We start from the raw sequence: 12,839 nt of genomic DNA on the forward strand, positions 1-12,839 counted from the left end.
TCCTATTTAAAAATCCAATAGTCTATCCATCAATTTTATAGAGGTATATTGTTCAAAGTATAGTGCCTTTGCTTTATGAACTTTTTGAATAATATCATCAACCATAGGATTGAAATTTTCTATTAGCTGTGCTAGTGCTTCAAAATCCCCTGAAGGATAGAAAGTCACCAAGGATTCATCGACATAATCTCGGACAGAGGGTATGTCATTTACAATGATAGGAACTCCTAAAGACATTGCTTGGAGCATAACCATATGACCAGCGGATAAATCAATATCTTTTAACGATAGGACAAGGAAATTAGACTTAGCCAATACATCTCCAAAGGTTTCTACTACTACATCAGATAAAACTTGAATGTTTGAACCATGCATAGGAACTCTCCATGGCTGAGTTGCAATCACACACGGCATTGAAAGGTTTGAAGCCTCCACTGCCTTGACTAGTGTCTCATAGTCACGATTACTACCTCCACCCGAAAAGATATACTTAGTTGGTAAAGAACCTTGATAAGTTAGTTGATTATCATAATCTAAGCCGTAATGAATAAATTTAAATTTCTCCTGATATTCTGGAAAGAGTTCCGAATAATAATGAATTTCTTTTGAACCATAGACTATGATATTTCTGATATTCTGGAAAGACTTTTTCACAAGTTGCTTTCGTAAATAATAATAGATTTTATTTTTCTTATTCTCAAACAAAAATCCTGCTAATGTAATTTCCTTGCCATTTTTATTTAAAATTCCTAAAAAGATACCTACAAGAGGATTTACACAAATAATTTTCTTGACATCATATTTTATGAATTTCCGAGCATAATCATAGGACATTTTCCACATTAAAAAATGATACAAAGCACTACCGATGTATTTGAAATTACGTACTCTTCTTATAAGTGGACTTTCATAGTTGGTATAAACTACTCGGCTCCCGCCATGAAGAGATTGATAATGCTCTTCATTCTTTTTTTGCAGCTCACTGTCTAAAATGATTAAATTTTCCATTATACCCCTTATTATAAATTATCATAAAATTCCGAGAAGTTCTTGATGTAACTCTCCAAAGAAAACAGCTCTCTTTGTCTCTGATATCCTACTCGCCCAAATTTTTCTCTTTTTTCAGAACTATCTAGTAATAGAGAAATAGCATTAGAAAGTTCTTGAGGACGATTTGGTTTGACTAAGTAACCACTTTTGTCATCTACTACCATTTCAGCTATTCCCCCATTGTTATAACCAACAACTGGTTTTGAACACGCCATCGCTTCTAGGACTACTGTAGGTAAGGAATCGGGTTTTATACTTGGTAGGACAAAAATATCAAACATATTGTATAGTTCAGAAGTCTTATCGTAGTAATCAATACGATGAATTTGTGACACAACAGATGAAGAAGCTATTCTCTTATCTAGTTCTTCTAAGCGCCATTCTTCACCATGAAAAACACCTCCAGCTAGGAAAGCCACCGCTTGCTCATTCTTTTCCAAAAGTGGCTCAACTGCTTCTATGAAATCATTTTGTCCTTTGATAGCATTAACCCGACCAATCATGCCAATCACAAGTGCATCTTGAGCAATATCAAATTTTTCACGAATAGAAGACGCATCCATTGGGTAATAGACAGTATTATCCACACCGTTATAAATCACTTTCACTTGGCTATCTTTGATAAATGGAGACTGCTTGATATGATTGGCAACCGCTTGAGACACCGTCACAATCTTGTCTGCATATCGTCCCATAAGCATATTGATAAAGTCAGAAATAGCTTTGGGTTTGACGATAATCTCATGAACATGCCAAATCAAAGGTAGCTTGAACTTGCGTTTCAAATAGATGCCCTCCAAAACAGCCGCTGTATTATTGTGAACCATATCAATACTGTGTTCTTGAGCGTAGAGGGCGATTTGCTTAGCATAGAAATTATAAGAGCGAATATAGTCGACAATGCCTTTGGGATTAAAATACTTCCTTCGTAAAATCGGATAATCCAACACGCTGACCTGAGCTCCAACTTGACGCAAGGCCTCAACTAAAACACCATCATTTGGCAGGATGACGTGAACTTCAAATTCTTTGTGATCCAATCCTTTGATCAATTCCAGTAAAACCTTATCTGCTCCATACATTTCTGCACCAGCATGTAAGTATAAAATCCGTTTCATTCCCTATCCTTTAAACACTTCTTCATAATCTGACACAATCTTTTCCCATGTGAAAGCTGAGAGGATTCTTTGGCTTGACTTGAAATCCAAGTCAGCTATTGCTGCCTGATCAAATCCTTCTACTTTCTCAATGACACGTGCCAACTCGTCTTTTTCCCAATAAATAGCCCCGTCTTCACCAACCTCACGGTTAAAGCCAACATCTAGCAACAAATTCAGTTTTGTAGATGCTAGGGCTTCCAGTAGAGAAGGGTTAGTCCCTCCAACCTCATGCCCATGGAAATAGGCAAAAGCATTTTCACGAATGTACTTGAGCAATTCTTGGTCATAGACCGTACCGACAAATTTGACCCTAGGATCTTTGTCAAAACCAGTATCCTGTAACAACTGATCGTAAAAATTATTCTGCTCCACATTTGTGATGAGGACGAAGTCCTTCTTGGACTTGGACTTGATAAATTCACGAATCATGGTTTCGTAGTTGTTTTCAGGAACGAATCGTCCCACCACTAGATAATAGCTATTTTCGCTAACACCTTTTTCCTGATACCAGTTCCGAACCTTGGTATCTTCTGCCTTCAGGCTTGAAGGAGCAGTGTCTGTCCCATAGGCAATATAGGTGGTCTTTGGTTGATACTGTTTATAGTCCTCTCGGATATATCTTTCGATATTTTTGCTATCACATACCAATAAATCAGCATGCTTGACCATAAGTTGCTCTGATAATTTCCAGTACTTACGAACCGGTAAGCTCCATTTTGCTCGCAACCATTCATGACCATCAGGATTTACCAGCAAACGGCCTCCAATGGCACGAATTTTTTTCTTAATTCCAGAAATAAAAGGACCGATGCGACAAGCTAGAATGTAAAAAATGGGAGCCTCGTCCTTGTTTTCCTTAGCCAATTCAATAGCCTTGTTGACTGCTGCAATATCATAAGCGATAGCGCGACCTGGTCCGATATTGGGTACATCAATGTTGAAACAAATGGCTCCATTGTGCTCAAACTGATCATCCGTAATACCAGATTTAGCTGAATTTTCACGCATACAAGCAACATAGTATTGTATGTTGCTGTTTTTTTGATATGCGGTTAATTTTTCAACAAAGGTTTCAAATCCTCCGTACTTAGCAGGAATCCCCTTTGAACCAATAATATAAACTGACTGTTTCATTTCTCTCCTAACAGGACTGAAGGGCAAAAATTACTTTGCCCCTTCCCTCATAAAGACCACTTTAACGGTCTTTAACAATATTTCAATATCTTTCCAGATTGTCCAGTCATCAATGTAAGCTACATCTAATTTGACAACTTCATCGAAATTTTTGATTTCACTTCGTCCACTAACCTGCCATAAACCAGTAATCCCGGGCTTAAAACTGAGACGACGTTTCTGTTCTGGAGTATACTTTTCATACTCATCAATAGTTGGAGGGCGAGTCCCTACTAAACTCATATCCCCAATTAGTACATTCCAAAACTGTGGCAACTCATCCAAACTTGTCTTACGAATGAACCGTCCAATTGGTGTGACACGTGGGTCATTGTCCATTTTGAACATCCCCCCTTGCATCGTATTCTGATTCATCAGCTGTTGTTTAATCTCCTCAGCATCTACACGCATAGAACGAAACTTATAGAAAGTGAAGCGACGGCCATTTTTCCCAATACGCGTTTGAGAAAAAATGGCCGGTCCACCATCTCTTCGAATCAATGGTACCAATACTAAACTAACTACAGCAAAAAGAACAAGTCCAACAATAGCTCCGCAAATATCTACAATTCGTTTGGCAATTACATGATTAGGCTTGTAAAATTTTGTTGAAAAGGTTACAACATTCAAACCTGCCATTTCACGAATTTTTTTATCACTACCCAAATAGTCGTTAAAAGCATTTAGGTTGACTGTCACATCTATTCCCATTGTTTCAAAAAGAGAGATATAATCTTCAATATTATACTCCTCACTAGGCAGATTGATAAAAACTTCATCAACAACTTCATGAGTTGCAAAATTTAAAACATCTTCAACTGGTACTACTTTTAAGTCCTCATGTTGAAAATTAGGCTGATCTAGGACACTAACAGCTTCTAATTCCCATAAAAAATCACTTGATTCTAACAGTTTGTCTATTACCTTCTCTACTCTAGACGTAGCCGTAATCAAGAAAACTTTTTTTCTCCCTTTAAAATTTGGTAATAGACGTTTCCAATAGCGTTTAATACATAGATTCAATAGATATAGTAACACGGAATGCATTGTTAAAAAGTAGATCATTCCTCGTCTTGAAATACTAAAGCGTTCCTTCAAGAAAAAATTAGAAATACTTATTGCCAATGCAAAGAAAATAATATACTTCGCTATTCTGATAAACTCAGCCAAGTACCCTCTTTTGAAAAAATCTTGTCCATAATCACTAATATAAAAGACAAAATAATGGAGAATGTATAGGATAACCATTGAAGTGTATACAATCTCTGTTTCTTTAACAAAACTGAGTAAAAAAGTTAAAATAATGACAAGAAAACTCTGGAATACTGCCAAAGAAATCTTCAATCCCTTTTCTTCCATAATATCTTCCCTAGGCTATTTATTATTTTTTGCCATAATTCCCATAGTTTCCATATGCTCCATAGGAGCCATATTTTTCAACTGAAGTATTGAGTTTATTAAGCACAATTCCTAAGAATGGTTTTCCTGTTTGTTCGAGTTGTTCCTTAGCTTTTTGGACATCACGACGATTTGTTTCACCAGAAGCAGTTACCAAAACAGAAGCGTCACACTGCTGCGTGATAATCGCCGCATCGATAACAACTCCAATCGGGGCAGTATCTACGACAATGTAGTCAAAGTACTTACGTAAGGTGTCAATCATGTTCGCAAAATTTTCACTTTGTATCAAAGCTGTAGGGTTTGGGGATACAGAGCCCGCTTGGATGACAAACAAATTTTCAACATTGGTTTCGCATAAACCTTGTGATAGGTCTGTTGTGCCTGACAAGAACTCTGTTAGGCCTGTAATCTTTTCCCGTGATTTAAAGACACCTGACATGACTGAATTACGGATATCCGCATCGATTAACAGTGTCTTATAGCCTGCACGCGCGAAAGCCCAAGCAATATTGGTAGAAGTTGTTGATTTTCCTTCTCCTGGTTTGACAGACGTAATAGAAATCACTTTCAAGTTATTTCCACTCAGTTGTATGTTGGTTCGAAGCGCATTGTAGTACTCTTCCGCTTTTCTTGCCTGGTCCAGTTTTTTATGTGCAATTTCTAACGTTGGCATTTCTCTCTCCTATCTCAATTTATCCAAGTTTGGAACAACTCCCAAGAGTGCAATTTGCATAACATCCTCAACATCTTCTGGGCGTTTCACTCGTGTATCCAAGAGTTCAACAAGGAGAACAGTGACAACCATCGCAACTGCTCCCACAAGGAATCCAACCATGGTATTGCGACGAATATTTGGAGACGATGGCGATGTTGCAGGACGTGCTTCTTCAAGTGTCGTCACATCTGAAACTCGCGTTACACTGATGATTTTTTGAGCAGCAACCTCTCTCAAAGAGTTGGCAATCCGACTTGCTTCTTCCGGTAAGCGATCAGTAACAGAGATAGAGACAATACGTGTATCAACAGGAACTGTCACTTTAATTTTACTAGCAAGACCTTTTGGAGGGAGTTCTAGTTTCAAATCTGTCGCAACTTTCTCTAAAACGTCTTGCGAGAGAATGATTTCACGATAGTCTTTTACCAAGTAAGATCCTGCCTGCAAGTCTTGGTTGGTCAAGCCAGGCTTGTCTCCTTGATTACGATTGACCACATAAATTCGGGTCGTACTCGTAAACTCCGGCTTCACAATAAAACTACTGTAGGCAAATGCTACTGTCCCTGTCACGAATGCTACCAAAGCAATTAACAATTTTCGTTTCCAAAGGATTTTCAGCAAGTGAAATACATCGATTTCCATCATATTTTGTTCTTTCATTTTTTCTCCTAAATCAATTGATCCATTATTATTTTTCGGGGATTATCCTTAAAAAGTTCATTAGCCTTATCTTCACTGTATTTTTTGGCAATGATATCATAGGCTTCCTCCATATGAGGAGGTCTGTGATCCAAGTTGTGCATATCACTTGCTATCACGTGAACCAGATCTCGTTCCAAGAAATACTGCGCTCTCTTTTTCATAAATTTATAGGTTTCTCCGAAGAGTTTTGGTTTTAAAACATGAGAACTATTAACCTGAGTATAACATCCCATATCAATCAGCTCTCGCACGCGCTTTTCATTGTTTTCTAAAGCATCGTACCGTTCAATGTGGGCAATGACGGGTGTAATGCCTAACATTAGAATATCACTCAGCCCCTTATGTATATCCCGATAGGGTGTATTCATACTAAACTCGATTAAAGCATAGCGGCTGTCGTTGAGGGTTGGGATTAATTTCTTTTCTAACTTCTCAACAACATCTGGCGTATAGTAGATTTCTGCCCCATAGGCAATGATTAAGTCATCCGCAACTTCCTTAGCCATTTGTCGCACCTTCAGAAAGTTGGTTGCGATTTTTTCTTCAGAAGTTTCGAACATCCCTTTTCGTCTATGTGAAGTGGAAACAATTGTTCTCACTCCTTGACTATAGGCCTCTCTAAGTAGTTTTTTACTCTCTTCTATCGACTTTGGACCATCATCCACATCAAAAATGATGTGCGAATGGATATCTATCATGCTACTTGCCCTCCATCACATCTTTAATAGCAGCTTTAGCAGTAGCTAAACTGCTATCGTCAATTTCCATCATGTAGAGGTTGCTATCTGGCATAGCATAGGATGGAAGATCAGTTCTACCAGTTCCTTTCAAGTCTTGAGAGTTAACCTTATACTTACCACCACTATCCAGCTGGGTATTGATCAAATCCATCATGGTTTCTAGTGGCATATTGGTTTGCAAAGAGTCTTGTAATCCTTTGATGATGTTATCGTAGTTTTTTAAAGCCTCAGTCGACGTCAACTTCTGAATAATAGCAACAATGACCTTTTGCTGGTTCCGACCACGGTCACGGTCTCCATCTGCTAAAGAGTAGCGTTCGCGGACAAAGCCAAGGGCCTGTTCCGAATCTAGATGAACATTACCTACAGGAAAATGGTACTTACCATGTAAAGAAGTGAAATCCTGTTCATTATAGACATCAACACCACCTAAAAGGTCAATCAATTTCAAGAAAGAAGTGAAGTTCAAACGAACATAGTAATTGATCTCAACCCCGTATAGGTTTTCCAAAGTATGAATTGACGAGTCCACTCCATAGATTCCAGCGTGGGTCAATTTATCTTTTTGATTGTTTCCTCCATCCGCAATTGGAACATAGGAATCTCGAGGAGTTGTAGTGAGAAGGATTTTCTTGGTATCTCGGTTCACAGTCATTAGAATATTCACATCAGAACGAGATACTGAACTGATCGGTCCATAGGTATCAATTCCACTGACATAAATGTTAAATGTCTGATTTTTAGATACCTTTGGTGCCGCAACATCCTTGGTTAGTTTTTTTGTATAGATTTTCTTAATTTTTGAAGCATAATCTGGATACTCTGCTTCAATGATATTTTCAAAGACACTGTTTAACACTATCGCCTTGGCCTCACCTGAAACCAAGCTCTTGTAGGATGCTAGATAAGAAGCACTTTGCTCAACCGTCAAGTCTTTACTCTGTGTCGTCTTAATATCTGCCATCAACTTTTGGATATTATCATTATCTGTTTCAGTCGGACCTGTTACACTATCCAACTGAGTAACATTGTTGATTTCACTGTCTTTTAAAACGACCACACTCATCGAATACTCTGAATAGTTTGATGTCGCATTGATGTGATTGGTCAACCCTACAAACTGATGAAGTGCAAAGAGCGAGACAGAACTGACTAGTACAGCAAGCGTCAAAAAGAAAACCGTGAATTTCTCGGCTTTTTTATAAACTATCAGTAGAGTTGCAATTACAATAGAAATTAGAATTAAAATCGTAGCCAGAATATTGAGATATCTAAAGGCTAGGATATTATGTTTAAAAATCAAGAACAACAAAAAACCACTCAATAAAAAATAAATGGCTAATAAGAATATATTAACATTTCGCTTTGCGTTTCCTAAACGAGCTCTCTTTGAGCGTCTACTCATGATAATCTCCTAAACCTTCATAATTAAAACCATTATATCATAAACTAACAATTAATGCCATTCATTCGTTATAGTTAAGTATTTTTATTTATACCTTTTTCCCCAAAAAAATTTAGTCCATTTACTCATTTTTAGTTTAGCAGATACAAAAACAAGGCTCCTTAATAGGCAACCTTGTTCTCATCTTATTTTACGTGGTTTTCAAACTCTTTTTGACTCTTTTCAATAGCCTTTTTACTTTCTGCTTCCCACTTAGTCTTGGCTTCGTCAAATTGTTTCTTGGTAACAGGGTCTTTTTGTAATCTCATGTACTTATAATTATTTCCGTCACCCTTGATTCCCACTAGGGAGTATGCACGTGTAAACGGAGTTACTTTGGTTACAGAGGCTGTCCCACCATTTGACATAGCAGACATGACTAGAGAATTGTCAATCATCCAAGCTTGAGCTTCAGCGTATTTCTCATAACGCTTAGCGACATCTTTATTCTCAGCATCTGCTTCTTTCAGGAGTTGTGTATAGGTATCGAGTCCCAAACTCTTAATGAGCTCTTGGTCTTCCTTGGCATCAAGACCAAAAATCTTGATATAGAAGCCAGTTTCAGCATTGAAGGGGTCTAGATAAGTTGATGGATCCTGGTAATCACCAACCCAACCATCAAAGTTTAGGTCGTAGTCACGAGCTGCTGGATTTGGTGCTAGGAAGGCAACATTTCCAAAGTCATCTGTAGAAAGCTGTTGAACATCAATGACGATATTGTCAGAACCTAGTACTGTTTCAAGGGTTTGTTTAACCGAGTTCATACCAGAGACCGCATTTTTATTTGTCTGATCAACAGGGACATCCAAATGGATTGGGAAAGTCACGCCTTGGGCTTCCAATTCCTTTTTAGCTTCCGCAAATTTTGCTTGGGCCTTTTCCTTGTTAAAGTAAGCATCTTGAGCGTCTGCCAAATTGATACCTGACCACTCAGTTCCGTAGTTCACAAGCTTAGAGGCTGTTACTTCTCCAAAGGTCTTATCTCCCACCTGAACAAATGTTGGGGGAACCAGAGTATTACGAAGGGTTTTGCTCGCTGCTTCTTCACCGTTAGATTGAGCAGAGTAGGCTGTTCGATCAATACCAAAGTTGATAGCCTGACGGAAATTTTTATTTAAGATAGCTGTTTGAGCTGATTTCTTTTGTTCGTCCGTTATTTTAGCGGTATGATTATAGGTTTTGCGGTTGACGTTAAAGTTAAAGTACCAAGATGTCTTGTCTTGTAAGCTATAAACGATATTGTCTTGGTATTTTTCTTTTGTCTTAGCATAGTTCGAACTATTTGGATAGACTCCTGCAATCGAGTAAGCACCATTTTCAAAGTTTCGAATGGTCATCTCCTGATCTGACCCATCAAAGTAGGCTAACTTAACTTTTTCAATGGTTACTTTGTCATGGTCATAATAATGTGGATTCTTCACATATTCGATCGAAGATTTTGATGTGAAATCTTTTAACAGATAGGGGCCGTTATAAAGAATACTGTCTGGTGTCAAGGTACCAAAATCTTTATCCTTTGATTTCAAGAACTCTTCGTTGACTGGGAAAAGAATACTATTGGTTGTCTTAGAGTTCCAATAAGGTTCTGGTCGTGTCAAAGTGTACTCAACCGTATAGTCGTCCAAAGCTTTGATACCAACAGTTGAAAAGTCATTAGTCACACCCGTCACATAGTCATTCAATCCCTTGATTGAATTTTGGATCAGATCCATGGCTTGCCCCTTGTTGTCAGCGGCATATTTGATCCCAGTGACAAAATCCTGAGCTTTGACTGAAGCATATTCCTCACCATCAGCCGTATACCACTTGGCATCTTTTCTAAGCTTGTAGGTATAGGTCAAACCATCTGATGAAACAGACCAATCCTCCGCAAGAGCAGGTACGAGGTTCCCATAGCTGTCATTTTCTAACAAACCATCTACGAGATTGGTAATAACGGCAGTGTTATCCGCATAATAATCTATAAGATAGTTAAAAGTTGTCGGATTCGCACTAAATGTTGATGAATAAGTGCTAGTATCTGTGTTGGACTGTCCACATGCCGAGAGCAAAATCCCTGTCGCTAAGACAAGACCTGTCCCAATTAGTCTTTTTTTCATTTTGATCATCATTCACTCCTTTATGTCACTTTTTATAACATAACTATATTTTATCAAATTTTTCCAAAAATGTAAAGTTACTGCTTTTATGACAACTGGTGTCTCTAAACAAAAAAGGAAGCACAGTTACCTGCAACTTCCTTTTCTTTTATAGATTACTTGACGTGTTTTTCAAGTTCTTTTTGGTATTTGGCATTTGTTTCGATTTTTTCTTGTTGCCATTTCTTGAAGGCTTCTTCGTATTCTTTTGCAGTCACAACATCATTTTGCAACTCCAAACCTTTGAACACAAATGGGTCTCCCTTGATTCCGACTTGAGAGTAAGCTTTTGTGAATGGTACAGTTCGGCTAACAGTTGGAGAACCACCTGAAGAAGCAACTGGAATCAAGAGCGAGCTATCAGACACCCAAGCTTGAGCTTTGGCGTATTTTTCATAACGCTTATTAAGGTCGCTGGTTTCAGCTGCAGCATCATCCAAGAGTTTCTTGTATTCGTCCAGTCCAACTTGAGCCATCACTTCTGGATCTTTTCCGCGAGTGATTCCCAAGTGTTTAAGGGCCGATCCCTTCTTGGCATCAAGGATGTTGAGGTAGGTAGCTGGGTCTTGATAGTCTGGTCCCCAACCAGTTCCGTTCAAGTCATAGTCTTTTTGAGATGGCACCTTGGCTTGAGACGTAATGCTAATTTTTTCATTATCTGTCATTTGAAGGACATCGACAATGACATTTTCAGTACCAAGCGATGATTCGATTGACTGCTTGAGTGAGTTGGTTTGTTGAACTGCGATTACATCTGTTTGTTCAACCGGGATATCCAAATGGATTGGGAAGGTAACTCCCTTGCTCTGCAATTCTTCCTTGGCTTTAGCAAAGGCAGCCTTAGCTTTTTCAGGACTGTAAATCGTATCCTTTCCATCTGTAAGGGCTACATCTTTCCACTGGTCTCCATATGAAACAAGCTCTGCCTGCGCCAACTCTCCAAAGGTCTTTTCACCAACTTGAACGTAGTCATGTGGCACTAGGCTGTTACGGATAATCTTGTTCGCACCTTCTTCACCATTCAACTGAGCCGTGTAAGAATGACGGTCAAGGGCAAAGTTCAGCGCCTGACGGAAGTTCTTGTTAAGAAGAGCTTCTTTCGTTGAAGTTTTTTGAGCCTCGTCTGTTTTAGCTGTTTTATTGTAAGATTGGCGGTTTACGTTAACAGTGAGGTAGTAGCTTGTCGCTTCTTGTGGACTGTAAACAATCTTATCTCCGTACTCTTGTTTAGTTGACTCAAAGTTTGAGCTTGTTGGGAAGAGTCGGGCTGTTGTATAGGCACCTTGTGTAAAGCTACGAATCAAGGATTCTTGGTCTGATCCATCGTAGAAGGTTAGTTTAATATTGTCAATCTTGACATTGTCCTTATCCCAGTAGTTTGGATTCTTTTCATATTCAATGGCTGATTTTGAAGTCAATGATTTCAAGAAATAAGGACCATTATATAGGATACCTGATGGGGTTGGTGCACCGTAGTCGCTCCCTTTAGAATTCAAAAATTCTTCATTAACCGGAAGCATGGTTGCAGTTGTGACCTTAGAGTTCCAGAAACTCTCTGGTTTGTTGAGCGTGTATTCTACCGTATAATCATCAACAGCCTTAACTCCTACGGTAGAGAAATCATTGCTCTCACCACTGACATACTCTGCCAAACCTTTGATAGAATCCTGAATCAAAGAAAGGCCATCTGATTTCCCATCAGCAGCATGTTTAAGCCCAGTTACAAAGTCTTTGGCCTTAACTTCAGCGTACTCTTCTCCATCAGAAGTATACCATTTTACACCCTTACGAAGTTTGTAGGTGTAAGTCAAACCATCCTTTGAAACAGACCAGTCTTCTGCAAGTGAGGGAATTAAGTTCCCATACTTGTCATTTTCCAAAAGACCATCAACAACGTTTGCTATAACGTCAGAGGTTGAGCTCTTGCTCGTCACACTATAGTCCAAAGAAGATGGATCCATAGCGTAGACATAAGAGAATGTCTTGGGAGCATCAGCTTTCTTTTCACTTTGCCCACAAGCAGTTAACAGTAGGGCTGCACTCAAAACAGCACCTGCTCCTAAGAGCCACTTTTTCGATTTCATAAGTAATCTCCTTAAAGATAGTGTTTTCACCATTATACCCTATTTTTTCATAAAAGCAAGACTTTCGCCAGATTTTTTAGAAAATTCTAACAAATATTTTTCAAAGACTTTTCTACATATTTTTTAGTAAAAGACCCTCAAGTGTACTGCACCCCAAACGCCTTTTTACCACTTTCAAATTTTTAGGGAGTTCCCCAATCCCCTCTTCCTACAATTTATTTTTAGCTCTTTT

General features: G+C 38.5%; 10 protein-coding genes. All 10 read right to left on the reverse strand.

Annotated features, from left to right (window positions below):
* Window positions 1–6 precede the first annotated feature (6 nt).
* The gene (locus ACLV7H_RS08365) at window positions 7–1,008 is read right to left on the reverse strand and encodes a glycosyltransferase (protein WP_411866915.1); all 1,002 of its coding nucleotides are present in this window, start codon (window positions 1,006–1,008) and stop codon (window positions 7–9) included.
* 11 nt (window positions 1,009–1,019) lie between these two features.
* Window positions 1,020–2,168, reverse strand: coding sequence for a glycosyltransferase family 4 protein (locus ACLV7H_RS08370; RefSeq protein ID WP_411866916.1), 1,149 nt, complete (start codon window positions 2,166–2,168; stop codon window positions 1,020–1,022).
* 3 nt (window positions 2,169–2,171) lie between these two features.
* Window positions 2,172–3,344: a beta 1-4 rhamnosyltransferase Cps2T gene (cps2T, locus tag ACLV7H_RS08375; protein WP_411866917.1), complete on the reverse strand. Its 1,173-nt coding sequence runs from the start codon at window positions 3,342–3,344 to the stop codon at window positions 2,172–2,174.
* Window positions 3,345–3,374: 30 nt separating this feature from the next.
* Entirely contained in the window at window positions 3,375–4,742 is a 1,368-nt protein-coding gene (locus ACLV7H_RS08380; protein ID WP_411866918.1) for a sugar transferase, read from the reverse strand.
* Between the two features lie 22 nt (window positions 4,743–4,764).
* Complete coding sequence (locus tag ACLV7H_RS08385) at window positions 4,765–5,457, reverse strand: tyrosine-protein kinase (RefSeq protein WP_411866919.1); 693 nt, start codon at window positions 5,455–5,457, stop codon at window positions 4,765–4,767.
* A gap of 9 nt (window positions 5,458–5,466) precedes the next feature.
* On the reverse strand, window positions 5,467–6,159 hold the full coding sequence (gene cpsC, locus ACLV7H_RS08390; RefSeq protein ID WP_411866920.1) for a capsular polysaccharide biosynthesis protein CpsC: 693 nt from the start codon (window positions 6,157–6,159) through the stop codon (window positions 5,467–5,469).
* Window positions 6,160–6,167: 8 nt separating this feature from the next.
* Entirely contained in the window at window positions 6,168–6,899 is a 732-nt protein-coding gene (cps4B, locus tag ACLV7H_RS08395) for a capsular polysaccharide biosynthesis protein Cps4B (protein ID WP_411866921.1), read from the reverse strand.
* Between the two features lies 1 nt (window position 6,900).
* Window positions 6,901–8,346, reverse strand: a complete 1,446-nt coding sequence (locus ACLV7H_RS08400; RefSeq protein WP_411866922.1) for an LCP family protein — start codon at window positions 8,344–8,346, stop codon at window positions 6,901–6,903.
* 185 nt (window positions 8,347–8,531) lie between these two features.
* Window positions 8,532–10,493: a peptide ABC transporter substrate-binding protein gene (locus ACLV7H_RS08405; RefSeq protein ID WP_411866923.1), complete on the reverse strand. Its 1,962-nt coding sequence runs from the start codon at window positions 10,491–10,493 to the stop codon at window positions 8,532–8,534.
* 146 nt (window positions 10,494–10,639) lie between these two features.
* Entirely contained in the window at window positions 10,640–12,607 is a 1,968-nt protein-coding gene (locus tag ACLV7H_RS08410) for a peptide ABC transporter substrate-binding protein (protein WP_411866924.1), read from the reverse strand.
* Between the last annotated feature and the right edge of the window lie 232 nt (window positions 12,608–12,839).

Origin of the sequence: Streptococcus oralis, from assembly GCF_965111685.1 — a bacterium.
Lineage (GTDB): Bacteria > Bacillota > Bacilli > Lactobacillales > Streptococcaceae > Streptococcus > Streptococcus oralis_B.